At 47.6% G+C, this 19,926-nt stretch carries 18 protein-coding genes and 1 pseudogene; 8 read left to right on the plus strand and 11 right to left on the minus strand.

What is annotated here, in order from left to right:
* Nucleotides 1-242 precede the first annotated feature (242 nt).
* Both LIX15_RS29180 and LIX15_RS29185 read left to right on the plus strand, forming a co-directional pair.
* Nucleotides 243-1,094 (plus strand): ParA family protein, encoded by an 852-nt coding sequence (locus LIX15_RS29180; protein WP_227778589.1) that lies wholly within the window; start codon nucleotides 243-245, stop codon nucleotides 1,092-1,094.
* On the plus strand, nucleotides 1,087-1,473 hold the full coding sequence (locus LIX15_RS29185; protein WP_227778590.1) for a DUF8160 family protein: 387 nt from the start codon (nucleotides 1,087-1,089) through the stop codon (nucleotides 1,471-1,473). The genes LIX15_RS29180 and LIX15_RS29185 overlap by 8 nt, the downstream gene beginning before the upstream one ends.
* Nucleotides 1,474-1,593: 120 nt before the next feature.
* Here LIX15_RS29185 and LIX15_RS29190 read toward each other — a convergent pair whose 3' ends face one another.
* The 3 genes from LIX15_RS29190 to LIX15_RS29200 all read right to left on the minus strand — a co-directional run bounded on the left by LIX15_RS29190 (nucleotide 1,594) and on the right by LIX15_RS29200 (nucleotide 4,657).
* Nucleotides 1,594-2,877, minus strand: coding sequence for a Cdc6/Cdc18 family protein (locus tag LIX15_RS29190; RefSeq protein ID WP_227778591.1), 1,284 nt, complete (start codon nucleotides 2,875-2,877; stop codon nucleotides 1,594-1,596).
* A gap of 935 nt (nucleotides 2,878-3,812) precedes the next feature.
* Entirely contained in the window at nucleotides 3,813-4,259 is a 447-nt protein-coding gene (locus tag LIX15_RS29195; protein WP_227778592.1) for a VOC family protein, read from the minus strand.
* A gap of 2 nt (nucleotides 4,260-4,261) precedes the next feature.
* Nucleotides 4,262-4,657: a RidA family protein gene (locus LIX15_RS29200; protein ID WP_227778593.1), complete on the minus strand. Its 396-nt coding sequence runs from the start codon at nucleotides 4,655-4,657 to the stop codon at nucleotides 4,262-4,264.
* 230 nt (nucleotides 4,658-4,887) lie between these two features.
* On the opposite strand from LIX15_RS29200, the gene LIX15_RS29205 reads away from it, so the two are divergent.
* Nucleotides 4,888-5,247, plus strand: coding sequence for a winged helix-turn-helix transcriptional regulator (locus LIX15_RS29205; RefSeq protein ID WP_227778594.1), 360 nt, complete (start codon nucleotides 4,888-4,890; stop codon nucleotides 5,245-5,247).
* A gap of 696 nt (nucleotides 5,248-5,943) precedes the next feature.
* Here LIX15_RS29205 and LIX15_RS29210 read toward each other — a convergent pair.
* A complete protein-coding gene (locus tag LIX15_RS29210) occupies nucleotides 5,944-6,537 on the minus strand; it encodes a GNAT family N-acetyltransferase (protein ID WP_227778595.1) in 594 nt (197 codons plus the stop codon).
* 291 nt (nucleotides 6,538-6,828) lie between these two features.
* A complete protein-coding gene (locus LIX15_RS29215; RefSeq protein WP_227778596.1) occupies nucleotides 6,829-8,046 on the minus strand; it encodes an orc1/cdc6 family replication initiation protein in 1,218 nt (405 codons plus the stop codon).
* Between the two features lie 791 nt (nucleotides 8,047-8,837).
* Between LIX15_RS29215 and LIX15_RS29220 the strand changes: the two genes are divergently transcribed.
* A complete protein-coding gene (locus tag LIX15_RS29220; RefSeq protein ID WP_227778597.1) occupies nucleotides 8,838-9,074 on the plus strand; it encodes a hypothetical protein in 237 nt (78 codons plus the stop codon).
* 35 nt (nucleotides 9,075-9,109) lie between these two features.
* Here the strand turns inward: LIX15_RS29220 and LIX15_RS33065 are convergent, their stop codons facing one another.
* Complete coding sequence (locus LIX15_RS33065) at nucleotides 9,110-9,232, minus strand: hypothetical protein (RefSeq protein WP_265338467.1); 123 nt, start codon at nucleotides 9,230-9,232, stop codon at nucleotides 9,110-9,112.
* Between the two features lie 54 nt (nucleotides 9,233-9,286).
* Here LIX15_RS33065 and LIX15_RS29225 point away from each other — a divergent pair.
* Both LIX15_RS29225 and LIX15_RS29230 read left to right on the plus strand, forming a co-directional pair.
* Nucleotides 9,287-9,961 (plus strand): annotated as a pseudogene (locus LIX15_RS29225) (aspartate aminotransferase family protein); the annotation flags it as partial.
* A 1-nt stretch (nucleotide 9,962) separates the two neighbouring features.
* Nucleotides 9,963-11,126, plus strand: a complete 1,164-nt coding sequence (locus tag LIX15_RS29230; RefSeq protein ID WP_227778598.1) for an NAD(P)/FAD-dependent oxidoreductase — start codon at nucleotides 9,963-9,965, stop codon at nucleotides 11,124-11,126.
* Nucleotides 11,127-11,615: 489 nt separating this feature from the next.
* On the opposite strand, the gene LIX15_RS29235 is transcribed toward LIX15_RS29230, so the two are convergent.
* From LIX15_RS29235 to LIX15_RS29255, 5 genes are all read right to left on the minus strand, one after another.
* Nucleotides 11,616-12,653 carry a Gfo/Idh/MocA family protein gene (locus LIX15_RS29235; RefSeq protein ID WP_227778599.1) on the minus strand — a complete coding sequence of 346 codons (1,038 nt, stop codon included), beginning with the start codon at nucleotides 12,651-12,653 and terminating at the stop codon, nucleotides 11,616-11,618.
* Nucleotides 12,650-13,798, minus strand: coding sequence for an ABC transporter ATP-binding protein (locus LIX15_RS29240; RefSeq protein WP_227778600.1), 1,149 nt, complete (start codon nucleotides 13,796-13,798; stop codon nucleotides 12,650-12,652). Before LIX15_RS29240 ends, LIX15_RS29235 begins: the two co-directional genes overlap by 4 nt.
* 77 nt (nucleotides 13,799-13,875) lie before the next feature.
* Nucleotides 13,876-14,736, minus strand: a complete 861-nt coding sequence (locus LIX15_RS29245; RefSeq protein ID WP_227778601.1) for a carbohydrate ABC transporter permease — start codon at nucleotides 14,734-14,736, stop codon at nucleotides 13,876-13,878.
* Nucleotide 14,737: 1 nt separating this feature from the next.
* On the minus strand, nucleotides 14,738-15,685 hold the full coding sequence (locus LIX15_RS29250) for a carbohydrate ABC transporter permease (RefSeq protein ID WP_227778602.1): 948 nt from the start codon (nucleotides 15,683-15,685) through the stop codon (nucleotides 14,738-14,740).
* 102 nt (nucleotides 15,686-15,787) lie between these two features.
* Nucleotides 15,788-17,164: an extracellular solute-binding protein gene (locus LIX15_RS29255; protein ID WP_227778603.1), complete on the minus strand. Its 1,377-nt coding sequence runs from the start codon at nucleotides 17,162-17,164 to the stop codon at nucleotides 15,788-15,790.
* A gap of 164 nt (nucleotides 17,165-17,328) precedes the next feature.
* On the opposite strand from LIX15_RS29255, the gene LIX15_RS29260 reads away from it, so the two are divergent.
* Together LIX15_RS29260 and LIX15_RS29265 are read left to right on the plus strand one after the other, a co-directional pair.
* Nucleotides 17,329-18,420, plus strand: a complete 1,092-nt coding sequence (locus tag LIX15_RS29260; RefSeq protein WP_227778604.1) for a TrmB family transcriptional regulator — start codon at nucleotides 17,329-17,331, stop codon at nucleotides 18,418-18,420.
* 132 nt (nucleotides 18,421-18,552) lie between these two features.
* On the plus strand, nucleotides 18,553-19,788 hold the full coding sequence (locus tag LIX15_RS29265; protein ID WP_227778605.1) for a glycoside hydrolase family 76 protein: 1,236 nt from the start codon (nucleotides 18,553-18,555) through the stop codon (nucleotides 19,786-19,788).
* The last annotated feature ends 138 nt before the right edge of the window (nucleotides 19,789-19,926 follow it).

A 19,926-nucleotide genomic window follows, 5' to 3' on the forward strand; every position in this document is an offset into this window, starting at 1 on the left:
CCAAGATTGTTCACAAATCACTCAGGGACTTGACTTCGAGACACTCACCCTGTCCGCCTGTAGATAGCTTTCCTCCATTTCCTACGATTCCTATGATTCCTTTATTTCCAATAGAATCTGGATTTCCTTTTGTTCCTATATTCCCAAGGATATTATCAAATCATAGGCAAATTTGGGGCCAACTTTTCTATTCCTTAACAATTTCCTATGTCTCCTATGATTCCTTCGTTCTCTACGATTCCTTGAATTCCTACAATTCCTTAGAATTAAATAGCTGTTCTGAGTCAAATGCTGATATGAGCACCCGTATCGCAGTGTCCTGTCAAATGGGTGGAAGCGGGAAGACAACAACATCGATAAATCTTGCCGGAGCACTTGGCAACTACAACAAGGATTTTGAGGTCTTACTGGTGGATACAGATCCCCAAGGAACGGCAACAGAAGGCACTGGGTTTACCGATGTATACCATTCCGAAGATGTTTCACTCTACGATGTGCTGACCGACATCGATGAACAACAGAAGGTGAACGATCTTATCCTCAGTCATGAGGAGTTTGACGTACTTCCCTCCCATGAACTGATGTTTGGAGTCGAACGTGAACTCCAATCTTCTCCAAAGACAGAAGAGCGTCTCGACGGAGTTCTCGATGCTCTCGAGAGGAGCTATGACTACGTGATTCTGGACACACCACCGCATTTGGGGCCACTGACGAACAACGCATTGGTAACTGCAGACGGATTGGTCGTACCAGCGAAACCAGTTCGCCGGAGTATCCGAGCACTCGAAACGCTGTTTGAACAAGTCGGAATTATCGAGAAACACTTCTCCAGCATTGACCGGCTTGGAATGTTGGTAAATGACATTCAGTACCCTGTAGACGGTGATACTCAAGAAATGCTAGATTGGTTCACTCGCTTTGAGGACGGTCTCGGCGTGTACCAAATCCGAAATCGTGTCGCTATCAAACGAGCCTGGAACAACGGTGTGAGCATTTTCGGCCATGAGGAAGAGTGTGATATGGAAGAGGTGTACGATGAATTTGCGACAGATATCGTTGCGGGAACTCGCCAGGAGATGATTATCGATGAGTGATGAAGAACTGGAAGAACGTGGTTCTCGACTAGAACAAGCGATGTTTGGCAGTCAAACGGAGGACCAATCAAAGGCATCGGAATCAAAGGAACCGAAGGGAGTAGAGGAAATAGAGGAAACGGAGGAAGCAAAGGAGACAGAGAGAGATGAATCGAGGTCAAAAGACGATAGTACCCTCGTCGAGGAAACCCACGATCTTCACATGTATCTCCCTGAGTCACGTTATCAAGAATTGATGAGTTTCTATAAGATCTTAGACGGAGAGTACTACCGAGAGCATGGGAAAGACCTTGAGAAGAATCGCGGATACTTCGATGCAGTGATCGCGACAGCACTAACACACGAAGACGAAATTCGTGAACGGCTTCTCGATGAGTGAGTAAGCTCACGAGTTTTGAATCATCTGCGTTCAACCACACCGCACTTCCGCAGTTTGGGTTATTAAACAGACACCGAGCACCTCAGTTTGGATGTGAGTCACCACAGCAGTTTTCCTGAGTTAGTCTTTGATACCACGAACGTCAATATTCACCCATTGGAGATTCCGATCCTCGAATGCATCTTTTACCTTCCGTGGGTTGACGTCATCACTAAATTCGTGCTCATTCCACTGGCCACCACCGACACCCTTGTTATGGTCAATCGTATTCACAAAGCCGAACATGACCAATTTGGACAGGTGGTTGAACATCCCACGCTGAGTGAGCGGCTCCTTTCCAGTCTCTGCATTGTAGGTTCGAACAACGCGCGCGTATGCAGCGTGGATCGTTCGCGTCCGAGCTGGTGTGAGGCCCGCTTCGTCAAGATGAGCGAGAGCCTTCAGAATATAGAGCTTCTCGTCATCTTGATCAACGATGGACTCTACGATATTTCCATACTCGAGATCCTTGTCGGCTTGTCGAATGTGCTTTTCCTCGATCTGTTGTGATCCATTTTCTTCAGCTATTTCCGCTGAGCGTCGAAGGAGCCGAATCGCTCTTCGTGCACTCCCTGACGCCTCCTTATACGCCAGGGCTGAACACAGGTTGATCGTCTCTTGGGTGTACGCGGTGTCGTAAAGAGCCAGATCCGCGCGAGTGCTAAGAATTTGACCCAATTCGCCAGCATCGTAGGCTGGGAACTTGATTTCTGTCTCACACAGACTATCTTTCACCTTCGGTGAGAGGTTCTTTCGGAATGTGTAATCGTTGCTAATGCCAATCACACCAACTCGAACGTTTTCAACGTAGCCGATGTCTCGAGAACGGGGGAGTTCATACAGAAGGGTGTCATCGTCTCCGATTTTATCGACTTCGTCCAAGATAACGAGGACAGTGCCGTCAAGTTTGTCGAGTTCCTCGTACATGATATCATAGACGTCCTGTGGAGCATAGCCCGTCCCCGTGATGCGGTTACCGGTATCCCGAAGACGATTCACGATTCCGACAGCAACTTGGTATGACGAGGTTTTGTGATCACCGGTGGTGAAGTTCTCACAGTTGATCCAAATGACGGTGAGCGACACTTGCTCGGATTCGGGAAGACGCTTGTTCTTCTGTTCGATGTCCTGTTCGAGATTTTGTCGGAGATACTTCGTTGCAGCTGTCTTCCCGACACCAGTATCCCCGTAGAGAAAGGCATTCTGTGGAGGACGTCCTTTATATATGGGTTTGAAAACACTCGTGTACTGCTCAAGAACATTATCTCGGCAAATGATTTGTTGTGGCGTGTAATCCTCCTCGAGTACATCTGCGTTCTGTATTAGCTCGACGTCGTCAGCGAAGATTGAATCAATATCGTCCATGTCAGTATGTAGTGATATGCCCAACGTCATTAATCTTTTCCCGAGTTTCCCGAGTTTCCTGAGTCACGGCGATTATATAACACTCACACAGCGGTTTTCCTGAGTTCGTGGTCTTCATCAGTATCGAAGCAAGGATATTCATGTTGTTTACTTATAAATGAATGTCATTTTGGTGTCTTTTAACTCAGGAAATCTGCTGTCAGACGTACCAACGTCTGTTCTTTTGGCGGGGAAAAGGTACCAGCAAATACTACTACTATACATAGTTTTATAATAGATAGTAGTAGTACCGCTAGATCAAGATGAAACGGAGGCAACCGTGTCTCGTGGTTAACTCCGGAAAAGTGGTGTGTAAGGAACAACAACTGCCGAGTCCACCCTTTCTTCGTGTGGATAACTCAGGAAAACCGCTGTGTGAGAGGGGGGGGTTAAAGACCTCCTTGATTGGAAACCAGGAATACAATGATATAAAACAGATAGCTTTCTCTGTGACTGTTTAAACGATATAATGGTATACGATTGGCGTAGACTGGAAGATGAGATTATGGTCGATAGAGAGTCTTCAGAATGCGTGGTTTCGGACGATTTAGTAAGCGGGAACTGCTTCAGATTAGCTCTCAAACGACCCATCTTATTAAATAAGCAACTGTTTCGGGGATCTCCATAGAACGCCGCCAGTGTTGCCACTGAGAGCGACTGCTGTTCTACCGGACTGAGCTGCCTTCTCCCCGATTCCCGTCGCCTTCTTTAGTAGCGTGAGCGTGTTGTCAGCCGTTACCATCGGCGAGTGTTCGTATTCGTCGGTCAGAGCAACCTGAACGAGGTGGTTGACCGCTCGCTAGATCGATGTGATGAGTAAGACGGTGTGCGTGGGATTTCGTCGCTTCTTCGATCCGCCTTTTTGAGAATCGTTTGTGCACCTTCTATCCGGGTATTCAGCATTCGAGGGTCTCAGCGACGGCCTGATAGTCGTAGGTCGTAACCTCAAACCGGTTGCCATACGGATCGTGGAAGTAGATCGAAAATGATAGATCATGATCAACGATGTCTTCTTGGCTCACTTGGTTCCCGCCATCGGTGATCAACATCTCCTCAATCCGGTCAACAAATTTCAAGAATCCCACCCCATCAACACGAAACGCAATATGCTGCTCAACATCGGCTTCCTGTAATCTAGACGACTGTCCCTCGAACACTGCTAGCATGGTTCTGCCACTATCGCTAGAGATCATCAACGGACCTCCTTCATCAGCCCATTTCTTATACTCACGACAGATCTCAAGCCCTAGAACCTGCTTATACCATTGAGCTGCTTCGTATCGGTCGGGAACGAATAGTGTGACATGATCGATCTGTTCGACCTGAAAATTACCTGTACTCATCGTTATTTCACCGCCGTGGGTTCGATCTCTATTAAGAGTTCAGGAAACGCCAACCGCTCCACCCCCAGCAGTGTACAAGCAGGCTGACATTCGACCGGCGCTAAGCGATCCATAATCACATCCCAGTGCTCAAAACAGAGATCAACATCCGTGGCGTAACAATCGAGTCGCACCACGTCCGTAAGGTCGAAGTTCGCCTCTGTCAGCACTCGTTCTATGTTGTCCAGTGCTTGAATGATTTGGGCACGCATGTCATCAGGGTGAACTCGGTTGCCTTCGGCATCAATGGACGTCTGCCCCGAACAATACAGAACTCGCTCTCCATGACTGATCTCAATTGCTTGAGAGTACCCCATTTCATCTTGCCAATCCCATGGATTGATGAGTTGTCGTTCCATATGATTACCCTCGCTCCTCAAAGAGAACGCACCCGACGGACAGACTGATCGTTCCAAGGTTGGTTTTGAACGACATCAGGTTCTCACCTCCTGACGAGGCGTCAAGGAGTGAATATGCTGTACGGTAGTTTGCCGGTAGTTCGGTCGCATCTGTGATTCCATCACACTACTAGGGTAGAACCCGAATGTATATATACGCTAGTTGACATTGATGTAAGCGGGTGACATCGATGTCCACCGAGACAGATCAGCAACGCCAGCAAACCGACGAGGAGTCAGGGCAATGCTCGCTCATTCGCCCACTGATGCAGATCGGCTCGGAGTGGCGACTGGCCGTTTTGTACGTACTCCAAGATGGAGAGACTCGGTTCACCGAATTGAAGCGCTCGACTGGAGCAAACCCGCGCACCCTCTCCCGAGTACTTGATGACCTCGGTGAGATGGGCTTTGTGGATCGTCGGTTGGAAGAAGACGCCCCAGTAGCAACATACTATAGTCTGACCCCGAAGGGGACTTCACTCAGTCCTTTGTTCGACGATATCGAGGCCTGGGCCGACGAATGGTTAGATACACAGATGGACGAAGAGTAGCTCTGAGCCTCTCGGAGCTGGAGCCAGCGATTCGTTTACCGTTCTATATTCCACATCTATCTATGAATAGATAATTTAATTGAACATTTATGGTGATTTAATCAATCACGGGAGAAAAGTTCCTATCAATCCAAGCGATTATGTTTGACCTAGTTGCCTACTGCACTATATGAATATCCGGTCGAGTCAACATCGAAGATCAACCCAACCGCTATCACAGCCACAATGTGTGAGGAGAGCAAGAATAGAGACTAAGCTGAAAGATAGTCCCTTCTTAGACACCATTCGCACTGATTGGGCTATGCATTGAGTGCTTCAGTCTAAACTTTGACCAGCGGAAAAATGAGACTACACCGGAAATAGCGAACCTAAAATGCATGATTTCAGCCAATCTGGCCCTCTGCAAGCGCTTCAAATTGGAGTTTAGACATCGATTCAGATTACTATTCTAACAATTACCTGATCCAAGGGGTGTTCGAACCAGACCTTAGCAATGGTCTGAACATCCTCTTCGAGAGCACCAAGCGAACTTCGGTCATACAGCGATGTCGTGTTGTACGCTGGCCACTCTCGGTACGAGCTCGTTGCAATCGTTCGAAAGACAGTACGTCGCGAAGTCGGCGTCGAAGCCATTGGTTGGATGCTTCTGTTTCGAGCGCAAGAGCCTATCTATACTGATCAGTTCAGGGGAATGATTTAGCATTCGGTCGCCTCAAAATACTCTTCACGGGAGATCGTATATCTGTGAACATCAGCAACGGTGTCCGACAGCGGAAGCCAATTACGGAGAAGACCTTCGTATTGGCCGCCATACCGTTCGACGTATTTGCTGATCGCCCGTCGAGACTTCTCGTTCCCATCGATATGGGCGGCAACGATGAGCTCAAGATCGAGCTGGTCGAACGCCACGGAAAAGAGTGCATCGGCCCGTTCACCGGAATATCCGCGACCCCAAAATTGCTTGTCGAGAAAAATGCCAAGATTGGCAAACCGCTTTTCCCAATCTGGATACAGCCCTGTCGTTCCGGCGATGTCCCCTGCCCCATCTTCCTCGTCCTTCGGTCGGATCACGTATTTTGCACCCTCGACATCGTCCCACAGTCGTTCAGCCTTGTCTACATAATCATATGTCTCTTTCATCGTCTCGTGGGGCGCCGAATCCCAATACTCGAACATCTCCTCCGTATCGTCTCCATCGGAGTAGAGTTCGTGAAGGACGAATACATCGACGGAATCGTGCGAAATTCGTTCAAGGTTGAGTCGGTCCGTCTCGAGGCGTTCAGGGAACATAGAGTTTCTCCTCTGTCGGAAGCAATAAATGTTGTATGTAGCAGCTTCAGCTTTGTTGCAGACTATCCCGATTGAATGATCCGATCAATAAGCACTTTCTCTGTATCGGCTATTCCTGTGAAGTCCTGTTGAAACGAAGTGACGAGACAAGCGCTACTTCCATATGCATTGTATGTCGCAGTCGCAACTTCTGCGTAGCCGGACACCCCACTCTGTCCAATGTCTTTTACAATACACCCCACTTCGTCCAGTGTCTGACGCTTGCAAGACATTGGACAAGGTGGGGTGTCACTACGACAGTTGATCTCCGAACCGTTTTTGGATTGATTCGGTTTTTCCCACAATGTCTACTGTCTCCTCAAGTGCTTCCAAAAGGAGTTCTGGACTCGTATCGAGACTGTATTCGTAATACCGACCACCTGCTTCTCCCTTGTTCCGTTCTGTACGGCTCGCGATTCCAAGCATAGCTAACTCACCAAGATGGTCACGCATTCGGCGTGGAACAAGTGGATCAACCGCAGCACGCTCGCAGACCATTTCGTATTGGGGTTGCACATCACGAGCGCGGGTTGGGGTTTTCCCCTCTTCATTCAGTATCAAGAGTGCGTAGAGAACGAGCTGACCTTGGTGAGTAAGTCCATTGACGCCTTCAACAACACGGCTTTTCTCAAGCGAATCACGTGCTTCATCGACGTGTGCTTCAGTGAGTTGTTCAGCCTGATGTTCAACACCAATATCACCAGTTTCCATCAAAAGGTCAAGGCTCTGCCGAGCGTCACCAGCATCTTTTGCACCATATGCTGCACATTTCGCGATGACAGCATCAGGAACAACACCATCATGGAACGCGATGTCTGCGCGTTGCCGAAGAATGTCACGTAATTCAGCTGCTTCGTACGCTGGAAATTGGAGTTCCTTTTCACAGAGACTCGATTGAACCTTTGAAGAGAGTCCTTCGCGGAATTTGAAATCGTTTGAGATTCCGATGATACCGACCTTTGCCTCTGTGAGGTTTCCATTTGCCCTTGCACGAGGAATTTGATAGAGAATGGAATCATCATTGATATGGTCGACCTCATCAAGAACAATGATTACTGTACTGCCAACCTTATCGAGTTCCTCCCAGAGCATTTCGTAAATTTGGCGCTTTGAGTACCCAGTCGTGACATGCTCTTCTGAGGAACGAAGTTCGTTAATCAATTGAATTGCTACTTGGTAGCTCGTGGAGAGATCTTCACAATTTGTCCGAATTGTTGTAATATCGACATCATGTTCTTCTGCGTCCGATTGAAGTTCTGAAAGGAGATATCCTGTACAGGCTGTCTTACCCACGCCTGCTTTTCCATAGAGAAAGATGTTCGATGGCTGATCGCCATTGATCACGGGCTGGAGTGCAGAAATATATTGCTGCAGTTCCTCATCACGACCTACGATTTTCTCAGGTTGATAATCCTCGCGTAGGATATCCCGGTCACGATAGATGTTTGTATCTGGCTCGAACAGCCCCATTGAACCAAGTCTCGTGAGATAGGGTAATAAAACCACCGCGTCTACTGTGTCTCGTGTGTCCGGTGTCCTAATTCTCGTAGTGCCCCCACACCCCACCATGTCCAATGTCTCGACGAAAAGCCACTCGATGTTTGAGCGGGAACATTAAACAATGGGAAAGTTTATACCTGCCCGTATCTAATTAGTCCGAACGATATACGTTGGAAGGAAATGAAAGGATGAGTCTAGTGATTCTTGGAGAATTGCAATGGTTACTCATTCTTCTCCCGTGAAGACACTGGACATGGTGGGGTGTGGGGGTGATGTTTTGGCGAGATTAGGAGCAGGATTACTGCGTCTTCAGCGGATGTTTGCATGGCTGGTTGTCTCGCCATCGGTTTTTTCGATGAGCCCAGCTGCTTGGGCGGGTTTCGTCACTTAGAGGGCGAGGCCATCGCCGGAGTGCTTGATTTTGTTAGGCTGTATGGGTTAGTATTAGATACTAACCCAAGAATATTTGCCTTGATAGATGCGCTCTCGGCTCGGCGTTGCTGATGAGAAGCGTTAGGGCCGCGAATCCTCTCACGTATATTCAGTTTCACTTCCGCTCTGGTTGGATCACTACTTTATCCGTTGGGTTCTAAGCAAAGAATGCAGTCAGCGTACCCCAACAAATGATGCGGGGTCTCGTGTCATTCCAACCCATCCTCCCCACATCAAATGCTCATTCCCCTTTACAATGAGCCAGGTAGTGTTACGAGTGCACTCTATCCGAGGGTTTACTAATCGCGTCCTCAAATTTGGTAGTACAAATGGTCTCAAATGAGACGTCGCCACTCACCCCACTTGCGCAAGAAGCGCTCGATGCACTCGCGAGGGCACTTCCGGATGAGAGAGAGCTCACCTACGAGCAAGCCTATGTCGTTCTGGCTGAGGAAGAAGATCTTGAGCGACCTGCTGCCGAGGATATCATCGAACGACTGTACAACAAGGGCCATGTTTACGAAGTGGAGGGAAAACTCCGACTCACTGATTACGGATCTGAATAGCGAGGTCTGCCTCGATAGTGAGGCCACACAAAGCGTTATTCGACCTTCTCGTCGTACTCTCCCCAGAGCGTATCTAGGTCTCTCCATGTCTCTTCAGCGATGTGGCGCAATAGCTGCGCTTTGTTTTCGAATCGCTGTAGTTGATCCTTTGTCCTCATAGCCGATAATTCGGTTTCCATGGGTCATAAGCTAGGGGATGGTATCGATCGCGAGCAGCAGTCGTAATCGAACCCGTCATGGGTGAAGGTGGCATCATTGTCCCGCCAGAGGGCTATCTTCGCCGTGTTCAAGACATTGCCCATGACCATGGTGCGCTCCTCATCGTCGACGAAGTCCAAACTGGCTACGGTCGAACGGGAACGATGTTTGCAACGGAGCAGTTTGATGTCAACCCTGATATCCTTACACAAGCGAAGGGAATCGCCAATGGTCTACCGCTTGGGGCGTTCACCGCACCGGCTGAAATAGCGGATCGCTTCGAGGCGGGCGACCACTTGTCGACGTTCGGCGGCAACCCGGTTTGCTGTGCTGCAGCATTGGCGAACATCGACGAACTCCAGAACGGTATCCTCGAGAATGCAACGGAACAGGGGAACTGGCTTGGTGACCAACTCGCGGATATTGAAGCAGAACACGATGTGGTTGGCGAAGCACGCGGCCTCGGCTTGATGCACGGCGTCGAACTAGTCACGGCGGATACGGCACCTGCGAGGAAGGCGGCAATAGCGGTCAAAAACCATGCACGTGACGAACACGGCGTGCTCCTCGGTATCGGCGGATATTACAAAAACGTCATCCGATTTCAACCGCCGCTGACGATCACACGAGCAAACCTCAAACGGGCGGTCGATGCGTTATCCGACGCTATCGAATCGATCGAAGAATAATATGGCCCATTCAAGCCATGACGTCATCGTCGTTGGTGGCGGTGTCATCGGCTGTGCCGTCGCTCGGGAACTCGCTACTGACCATGACATCCTCGTCGTTGAACGAGGACAGATCGCTACGGAGGCAACGGCACTCGCCGCAGGTGAGATAACGATGACGCCGTTGTATACCGACAATCCGTCTATCGCCGACTACGCGAACGAATTCTTCAGTAAGTACGACGGAACCGGACAGTTCGAATTCACTGAACGGCCGAGTCTCGAACTTGTTCCACCCGATCGCAAGTATGAAGCACGTAAGCGCATCGAACGACTTGCTGCAGATAGCCTCACTGTTTCGTTTCTGAAACCGGATGTTGTCGAAGCGAATTACCCCCGATTCAACCTTGAGGAGTTCGTGGGTGTCATCAAATACCAGGATACCGGATTTGTTGATCCTTACACGCTCGCAATGACGCTAAAAAACGATGCCGAGTCCCAAGGCGCAACCATTCTGACGGATACTACAGTGACAGACATTCGTATCGCTGACGAACACGTGAATGGAGTCAATACTTCCGAAGGGACGTTCGACGCGCCGCACGTCGTTGTCGCTACAGGGTGGCGAACCGAACAGTTCCTCCGTGACTACGCCCAACTCCCTATTCGGCCATACCGAACCCAATGCATAGTGCTCGATCCTATCAAAGCTGTCAGTAACGAATTCCCAATGGGATGGATTCCCGGTGAACACGTCTACTTTCGTCCCGAACGCACCGGCAGCTTGCTGGTCGGCGGCTGGTCATTTACTGAGGACAATCCGGATAGTGCAAGCGAGAAGGAAGACGAAGTATTTCGCGACCATGTCGCTAACCTTGTACCAGGGTTCCTCAGGGGATTTGAACGAGCTCGGTTTGTCAATGGGTGGGCCGGTGTCGATGGAGCCACACCGGATACTCGTCCAATAATCGACGCGCCAAGAGACGCTCCCGATGGCCTCGTAGTAGCAGCTGGCTTTCACGGTCGCGGGGTGATGACTGCTCCTGTCGCTGCGACGGTCGTACGGACTCTCATCGCTGGAGAACAGTGTCCATTCCCGCGAGACCCATTCGTTCTCAGCCGATTGAATCACGATCGCCAGACTTCGAGTTCCACAGTATCAGTGCTGGTGATTGAATTTCCCTAGGCTATTCAACGTAGAGCCAAGTGTGTAGCAGTAAATCTTAGGTTTGAACAATATCCTAATTAGAGTGTGTCATTTGTGGTGGTAGACGATGCGTTTTGAGTCGCGGTAAGGATATGCCATCTGTGTTGGTTACTTCTAGCTCTCACGTTCGTTTTGTGGAGTAAATTCGTGGTGAGCGGTCCAATACAACGAGTGGTCTGTCACTGGCGGTTTGGGTGTACTCGAGAACAGTCATGGGCGAATCAGAGTGGCTGGCCGTACAGTGGTAGTGGCTTGGTGAATGTCGTCCTGTGCAGTCGTCGTCACCGGTGGCGCTGTCAGCACCAGCTGTGGTGCTCGACTCGTCAATGGCTGGGTCTCTCTTACCGTGCGAATCGTCCGTGGTAGGTCGGTCGTCGTTATCCGAACGCAGTCGCCCGGCGAGAGGTGTTTACTAAGATATTATTGTCCACCAATTTATATAAGATCAATAGCTATAAATTAATTTTATTATACCTGAGATGGTTGATTTGCATCAAGATAGGGAACCACATCTACAATGGATTTCGTCCTGTGAGCATCGTACGCAGCTTCAGTTAGCGCCACAACAATTTGACCAAATGATCCTGGTACCGTTGGTGGATGTTCACCTCGGACTGCTTCGATAAAATCCTGCAGTTTCTTCTTAAGCAGCGTTTGGAAGTCAGTTTTACCGTCGATGCTAATTTCTTCAGTCAACTTGTCACGTTCGGAAACTGTCAATATGTTCTGCTCATAGGTTAGACGCCCTTTTGTTCCCCATATGTTGAGTCCCTCATAGGTATCTGGATCTTGCACACCATCTGCAGTGATGGTAACGCTAGCCGTTACTGGTTGACCATTACGCTTGAGTTGGAGTGCTAACGAACTATTTACATCAACACTATGTTCTTTATAGTCCATCATAGCCGCGACAGAAACAGGTGTTGTTCCTGTCGTCCAGAGGAGAGTATCGAGAAGATGGGAACCAGAGTCATACAGTTGACCACCTCCGGAGAGGGATGGGTCAGTTCGCCATGCATCAGGGAATTTTCGGATCCAGTTCTGTCCCATATAACAAGAAACTGTATGAACTTCACCAAGTCGCCCGCTATCGATTATCTCTTTGATCTTGGAATAGGCCGGATGATAATGTCGTTGATAGCCCACAACAAGCACTCTATCGTGTCGTTGAGCAGTACTAACAAGATTATGTGCGTCTTCGACATCCGTCACTAAAGGCTTTTCAAGAAAGACATGGAGGTCATTCTCCAAGCAGGCCATCGCCTGTTTGTAATGAAGCGTATGGGGAGTGACAATATTGACTGCATCTAGTTGCGAGGCGTGCTCTCTAAGCATCGTCTCATAGTTTTCATATGATGGTGCATTGAATTGTTCCTCAAACTGGGCACGGCATTGAGGGGAAATATCTGCACCAGCAATAATTTCAACTCCATCCATCGAATCGTAGGTGTCTAATTCGTACATACAGAGCTGCCCAAGCCCGATTGCAGCAAGTTTGACTATCATGCAGTTTCACCTCCCAAGTTGGTGATCGTCGGGAGTTGTGTACTGTGGCGCTTGCAGTTGAGAAGAGCTTCTCCGGTTTCCGTGGCAAATAGATGAATGCTCTCTTCTGGGAATTTGAGTGATACTTTTGAACCCTCGTTGGTCTTATATTCCCCTGAAACTGCTGCCGTCACTTCTTGTCCTCCAACCGTGAGATGAAGGAAATTTTGATCACCCATTGGTTCAACCACTTGGATGGTACCGACGAAGCTGTTGAGATCGTCTGTTTCCATGATTTCGATATCCTCTGGGCGAATACCAAGTGTGACATGGCGATGATCTGTAACTGCTTCACGGATGCGATCAGAAATGGCATAATTAACTTCGTTTCCGATCAACTCATCCTCACTTACTTCAAGAGGGAACAAATTCATCGATGGTTCACCAATGAAGTTTGCTACGAACAGGTTTTCTGGCTCGTAGTAGCATTCGAGTGGCGTTCCTATCTGCTGTAGCTGACCACCATCCAGAACAGCGATGCGATCTCCCATCGTCATTGCTTCAGTCTGATCGTGGGTGACGTACACGGTTGTCACCCCGAGTTCTGACTGCAATTGTTGGATTTCAGTGCGCATCGTTGTTCGGAGTTTGGCATCTAAATTCGAAAGCGGTTCGTCCATCAAGAACACTTTAGGTTCGCGGACGATTGCACGACCGAGTGCTACTCGTTGCTGTTGTCCACCTGATAGCTCCTTCGGTTTATCGTCCAACAGATCCTCAATGTCGAGTAGATCAGCGGTTTCTAGTACCCGTTTGGTTCGTTCCTCTTTTGAGAGTTTTGTCGTCATCTTTAACCCAAATTCAATATTTTGTTCTGCGGTCATATTCGGATACAATGCATAATTTTGGAACACCATCGCAATGTTGCGCTCTTCGGGAGTTTGGTCAGTGACATTTTCTCCATCGAAATGGATTTGACCTTTTGTCACAGGTTCGAGCCCCGCCATACATCGGAGTGTGGTTGATTTGCCACATCCAGAAGGGCCAACTAAGACGAGGAATTCTCCATCGGCGAGTTTGATATTTAGATCATCCACTGCAAGGACCCCATTATTGCTAGTATCTTGGTACTTCTTTGCCAGGTGATCAATTTCTATTGTTGACATTTTTTAGTTATCGTGTTTTCTGATTTTGTGATCGATCTTCGAGCTGTTAGTTCGCGTAAGGGTGACCGGTGTGGAATTCATCCTTTGACTGCTCCCTCCACGAGACCCTTAACGAAGTAGCGCTGTAATCCGAGGAACATGATAAGAAGTGGTAACATCGCAATAACACTTGCTGCAGAGATAACTCTCCAGTCTGTCGAGTATTGACCTTGGAAGGAAAATAGGCCGATGGAGACTGTATAGAGCTCTGACTTTCCAAGAACGGTAAATGCCATTACGAACTCTGCCCACGAAAAGACGAAGTTGAAGATGGCCACCACTGCAATACCTGGACCCATTGATGGTAGGAGGATGTAGATCAGTGTTTGTAACCTGTTGCAACCATCGACACGTGCTGCCTCATCGAGTCCGGATGGAATCGTATCGAAGTAGCTCTTTAAAAGCCATATCGAAAATGGCACTTGCAGACCGATGTACAACAGGATGAGTCCAATGTGTTTATTGAGCAGGTTCAACTCCGCCATCATATTGTAGAGTGGAATTACGATGACAACCGGTGAGATCATCTGGAACAAGAGAATCGAAAAGAGAGCGTGTTTTTTCCCTCTGAAATCGAACCGGGAAAATGCGTACGCTGCAGGCACTGCGATGAGGATGATACCAACTACCTCCAACACGGCAATTTTCAGTGAGTTAAAGATCCAGGTCACCATCGACGAATCTTGTAGCACCTGCCGATACGGCTCGAACGTGATTTGCTGCGGAATCAGCTGCACTGGGTAGGTGAGCACTTCACCAGGAAGGCGGATGCTCATCGAGATAACCCAGAAAACCGGGAACAAGAAGAAAACCATCCCGAAAGCGAACACAAGATAGGTGATTGTAGTGTAAGTCGATAGCTCTTCGACAGCCGAGCGTATCCGAGTTTCTGTACTCATTTCAGAACTCCTCCTCGTCAATGAGAAATCGCATATAGATAATCGTCATCACGACGTTTACCAGTAACATCATAACTGCTACTGCAGCAGCTTGCCCCAGATTAAATCGATTGAACCCTTCAAAATACATGAAGAGGGCAAGCACTTCGGTTGCGTGTCCAGGACCACCATTTGTGAGGCTCATTATCATGTCGAAGGTATTGAGTGTATAGATGGTGATTAGGACGAGATTGATGAACACGACCGGCTTTATTTGTGGTAGGGTGACGTACCGGAAGCGCTGTAGCGCTCTTGCCCCGTCCACTCTTGCTGCGTCGTACAAATGTTGGGGCACTTGTTGAAGACCAGCATATAGCATAATCATCGAAAATGCTGTCCCTCGCCACGTATTGGCAGCAATCGTTGAGAGGAGTGCCATCTGTGGGTCGGACAGAAATGAGACGACATGAAATCCGGATTGTACCAGAAAGTAGTTCACGATTCCATAATTCGTCTCAATGAGCATGATCTTCCAGAGAATACCAATGACAATACCTGGGATGACCCATGCAGATAACACTGCAACACGAGTCGATACACTTCCATAGAGATGCTTTTTAACGCCATAGTCAATCGCGAGGGCGAGTATCATTCCCAAAATAATCTGGAGAATGACGCTAATAGCAACAAAAATGACTGTCACCTTAGCCATCGTCCAAAAAGACGGTGACGAAATAACTTGCTGAAAAGATTCTAACCCGACGTATTGGTAGTCGGGTGCAACAAGGTTCATATTCGTAAAGCTCATCCGAATCGCTTCGAGAAGCGGGTAAAGTCGGAAGGTCAGCAGGAACAATATCGCTGGGAGAATCCACGTAATTGGCGTATTTAGAATCGGCTCTAAGCGTTCTGTAACGGCTGCTAGTACGCCATGAGCACGTTCCGGGAGCTGTTTTGTTTGTACTGACATGAATTAGACCACTCTCCAAGAGAAGTTTTCACGGCAGTTGCTATCGGATCGTCGCCATAATCCTGAATATTCTTTCAACATTGTTATGGCTATTGCTCTGTCTTAGCTGTTGTATTGCGAGCTGACGTTGCTAATCATCGTGTCCACTGCCTTTTCGGGAGAAGCTTGTCCAGTAATGACCTTCCCTGCAGCAGTCTGCCATTCCGAAGAGATCGTGAGATAGATCGGGTAGCCTGGTCGGGCACGACCATTTTCGAGCAGCTTTTTATATACTTGCATGTATGGATCTTCCGAGAAGAACTTAGTTTCCTCGTAGACCGACTTTCGAGTCGGTAAATTACCCGATGCTTTACAGTACGTCGCCATATTTTCCTTCTTTGCGTACATCCCAGCGAAATCTGCAGCGGCTTTTCGTTTTTGTTCATCCGAGGCGAACACACCCTCAGTCCATCCGCCTGTCCCCGTGGAATCCATATCTGCTTTCATCTGTGGGATTTTTGCAACCTTCCAGTTTTCCCACGTTTTTTTATCCGATTTCTGCTTCATTACCGCTATCTGCCAATTTCCTCCAAGGAACATCGCAGTTTCTTCGTTCAGTGCTGCTTGCCGGAGTAGGGCATAGTCATTGATATTCGCAATGCGCTTCGGAGTCACTCCTGAGTCGATAGTTCGTTTGAAAAATTTGAAAACATTGAGGAGTGCTTTCTTATTTTTACCATTACCCAAGACAGGTTTCCCTTGGTCATTCACAAGATCTCCTCCCTGTGCCCAGAACATGGCTAAGTTATCGAAGGTAGTGGCCTCCCATTTTCCTCCGTTGTACATGTATCCGTTCATATTCTCCTTTTCTTTGATGGTTTTGCCCACATCGATGAGTTCATCCCATGTTTCTGGTGGCTTCCCGTCATTGTGCTTGTCCATCAAGTCTTGTCGATAGTACAATGCTCGACAATCGGTGTTTTTCCAAACAGCTTTCCACTCTCCGTCCTGAACCATTACATCTTTCACAAAGGGATACCAGTCGTCAGGATCTTCAATAGCCTCGGTCACTGGCTGGAGATCTTTGTAGAAGTTAGGCACCCAAAAGGAATCTACTTGTGACATTGACGGTGCGCTTCCTCTCGCGACTACTTGGAGCAACTTTGTTTTCATTTGCTCAAGGTTTGTCTGGTACTCGATCTGCATGCCCGCATCTGAGTGATTCTTCGCCCAGGTACGGAAAAATTTTTCAACGACTTTTCCAACTTTTTTGTTTTCTGTAGCAGTGTGAGACTGATCAGGAAGCATCCAGTAGGTAAGGGAAGTTTTGGCGTCATTCGATCCAATCTGATCTTTCGCCACTAACTTCCCTGATGATTCATCGGATCCACCACCGAGACAACCGGCGAGACCGCCTAAGAATGCACTCACCCCTGTTGAGGCGCCTAGTTTTAATACAGTTCTACGGTTGAAATCAATGCTTGTGGCTTGTTTGCGCATGGCGTGAACCTAGTATCCAAATCTACATTATACTATATTAGTTTTTTCCCGAGTTAATGACTCACCTAGTGAATGGATCATTAAGCCACTCCAAGAGTTAACTAGTTCCATATTCACTGTAGTAGTAATCGATTTATTCTCCGGATTGTTATTCCTCGATACCAATGCAGCAGACAACAACCCTGCAAGCACTCCAGAATGCAGGTTTTACACAATATGAAGCGGAAGTTTATATTGAAATTTTAAAACGTGGATCAGCCCCTGCTATTGAACTTGCTAACGCGAGTAACGTGCCGAAATCTCGTGTCTACGATGTTCTCAGAGAACTTGAGTCCGACGGTCACATTGAAATTTACAAGCAAGATAACTTGCGGGCACGCGTATTAGACCCCGATGCAGTCATTACGGATCTCCGGCAACGAGCCGAGTCATTTGTAGACACAGCTGATGAACTTGATGATCTGTGGGATGCGCCCGAACTTACCGAGAACAATTTGACTGTTGTCAAACGACTTGAGACAGTGATTGAACGCGCTAAGCACTATATTCGAACTGCAGAAAACGAGGTCAGGTTAGCCGTCTTGCCGAAACAGTATCACGAACTCCGTCCTGTGCTACACGAAGCTCATGACCGGGACATTTTTATCAAACTCTCTCTTTCCCCATCGGGAGATGGTTCTCTTCCCACTGAACGCGAATTTGACTTTGAGAATACTACGTCGGAGGTGTGCTTTCGTGAATTTCTCGCTCCGTTTGTTATCATCGTAGATCATTCGAAAGTTTGTTTTGCACCACAACGTGGTAATGGAACTGAATTTGGAATCATAGCAGATAATCGATCACTTACGTATGTGTTCCATTGGTACTATCAGACAACATTATGGGATTCTTTCGAAACAGTCTATTCCGTCCATAACAACTCGATTCCGATTACATATGTAAATATCCGACAATGTGTCGCGGATATTGCACCACTTTTCCACGAGGGAGCGACAATTCAACTCTCTGCACAAGGGTTTGACACAACAACGGGGAAAAAAAGGCACATCTCCGGACGAATTACTGATATGGTTTTCTCAGGTCCTATTACTGATAATGCTTATCCGTCTCTTTGTGAAGTTTCTGGTCAGGTTTCGATATTTGTTGATGATGGTAATGACACTTACAGTATTGGTGGGTGGCTTCCACAAGTCGAGGATATTGAACTACAGCGGTTGACTATCAAATCGATTGAATTTCCTGAACAAGCTGAATAGTTGTGGAACCATCATCATATTTATTTATATATGGGGATGTAATTTTATAACATCTACTATAGAGAACGCTATATTAGATTGCGTTTATAGGAAATATTATATTGATTCACCATAACTATCATCCTGTACATCATGAGAAAAAATCGAAGCCTTACTTCACGAAGAGAGTTCATAAAGCAGAGTGTAGCTGGAACGGGCATTGCGACCTATTTTGCTTTTCCAATGGTTGCAGGTAATGTTCGTGCGGGAGGTTCAGCTGCAAAACTAGGCCGTTTGAAGTCTGTAAGTCGATCAGAGAATATTAACCGTGCTATAGCTGCATACGATGCCCTTCAGCAGTACTTTTACAAGAAAAATTCTAAACTCTTTTTGGAGGAGTATCCAAACCAAAGCGACAATCCATACAGCTATGTTTGGCCATTCACACAAGCGATGGCTGGTACCATTGATTTATTCGGGATTCGGAATGGGAGAATCGGTGCAGAGTACGCTGATGATGTGCAAGATCGTCTAGACGCATTAGAACTCTATTGGAACCCAAACAAAGATCCAAAAGGATATGATTCGTATGTCCGACCGCCATACGGAGGTGGTGGTGACATCTTTTATGACGATAACGAGTGGATCGGTCTCGAGCTAATTCAGTTATACCGAATGACGGGTGACCAACAATTTCTTGGACGAGCACGTCAAATTTTTGACTTAGTAGTCCATGGATGGGATGACGATCCCTCGCATCCCAAGCCTGGGGGCGTGTTCTGGACGCAAGCTCCATGGAGTGATGACCGCAACACCGTCTCGAACGCACCTGGAGCAGAACTTGGATTGCATCTCTATCAATTAACGGATGACAATGAGCGGAAACAGTATTATTTGAGTTGGTCTAAACGCATGTATGATTGGGTGAATGAATATTTACAAGCTCCAAATGAACTTTATTGGGATCACGTCAATATAGACGGCACAATTACAAAGTGGATTTTCACTTATAATCAGGGAACGATGATTGGTGTAAACGTTCTCCTGTACGAAATTACCGAGGAGGAATCTTACCTTACTGAAGCCGAAAAGATTGCCGATCGCGCACTAGAATACTTCGGCAAAGAAAACCGTCTTTTTGAAGAAGACATGGCATTTAGCGCGATTTTCTTCAAAAACCTACTCCTGTTACAGAAAGTTAAAAATAACCCTAAATATCTCAAGGCTATGCAGAAATATGCTAATGAAATTTGGCAAAATGCCCGGGATCCAGAGACAAACCTCATTAATCGGGACGATGGTCCGACCCATTTACTTCAACAATCTGCTTTCGTGCAGATTAATGCATCACTTGCCTGGGTCAGACCAGACTATGTTAACCTAGCATAAGCTTCATTTTCACCTTTTATTTACTTGTTGTCTCTTGAGTGCTTGATGTGAACTACCCCGCCCTGTTCGGCCTTCGGCCTGCGTTGCTTCTTGAGGACGGGGCATTAGCGCCTGAAATTCGGGTAAATTACTAAATCA

Origin of the sequence: Haladaptatus pallidirubidus (assembly GCF_020700235.1) — an archaeon.
GTDB lineage: Archaea > Halobacteriota > Halobacteria > Halobacteriales > Haladaptataceae > Haladaptatus > Haladaptatus pallidirubidus.

Coding starts and splice junctions, on each gene's coding strand:
- LIX15_RS29215 (WP_227778596.1), bottom strand. CDS start 8,046: ATGGGGCTGTTCGAGCCAGATACAAACATCTATCGTGACCGGGATATC.
- LIX15_RS29235 (WP_227778599.1), bottom strand. CDS start 12,653: ATGATAGTCAAACTTGCTGCAATCGGGCTTGGGCAGCTCTGTATGTAC.
- LIX15_RS29185 (WP_227778590.1), top strand. CDS start 1,087: ATGAGTGATGAAGAACTGGAAGAACGTGGTTCTCGACTAGAACAAGCG.
- LIX15_RS29200 (WP_227778593.1), bottom strand. CDS start 4,657: ATGGAACGACAACTCATCAATCCATGGGATTGGCAAGATGAAATGGGG.
- LIX15_RS29205 (WP_227778594.1), top strand. CDS start 4,888: ATGTCCACCGAGACAGATCAGCAACGCCAGCAAACCGACGAGGAGTCA.
- LIX15_RS29265 (WP_227778605.1), top strand. CDS start 18,553: ATGAGAAAAAATCGAAGCCTTACTTCACGAAGAGAGTTCATAAAGCAG.
- LIX15_RS29210 (WP_227778595.1), bottom strand. CDS start 6,537: ATGTTCCCTGAACGCCTCGAGACGGACCGACTCAACCTTGAACGAATT.
- LIX15_RS29230 (WP_227778598.1), top strand. CDS start 9,963: ATGGCCCATTCAAGCCATGACGTCATCGTCGTTGGTGGCGGTGTCATC.
- LIX15_RS29220 (WP_227778597.1), top strand. CDS start 8,838: ATGGTCTCAAATGAGACGTCGCCACTCACCCCACTTGCGCAAGAAGCG.
- LIX15_RS33065 (WP_265338467.1), bottom strand. CDS start 9,232: ATGAGGACAAAGGATCAACTACAGCGATTCGAAAACAAAGCGCAGCTA.
- LIX15_RS29250 (WP_227778602.1), bottom strand. CDS start 15,685: ATGTCAGTACAAACAAAACAGCTCCCGGAACGTGCTCATGGCGTACTA.
- LIX15_RS29255 (WP_227778603.1), bottom strand. CDS start 17,164: ATGCGCAAACAAGCCACAAGCATTGATTTCAACCGTAGAACTGTATTA.
- LIX15_RS29240 (WP_227778600.1), bottom strand. CDS start 13,798: ATGTCAACAATAGAAATTGATCACCTGGCAAAGAAGTACCAAGATACT.
- LIX15_RS29245 (WP_227778601.1), bottom strand. CDS start 14,736: ATGAGTACAGAAACTCGGATACGCTCGGCTGTCGAAGAGCTATCGACT.
- LIX15_RS29190 (WP_227778591.1), bottom strand. CDS start 2,877: ATGGACGATATTGATTCAATCTTCGCTGACGACGTCGAGCTAATACAG.
- LIX15_RS29195 (WP_227778592.1), bottom strand. CDS start 4,259: ATGAGTACAGGTAATTTTCAGGTCGAACAGATCGATCATGTCACACTA.
- LIX15_RS29260 (WP_227778604.1), top strand. CDS start 17,329: ATGCAGCAGACAACAACCCTGCAAGCACTCCAGAATGCAGGTTTTACA.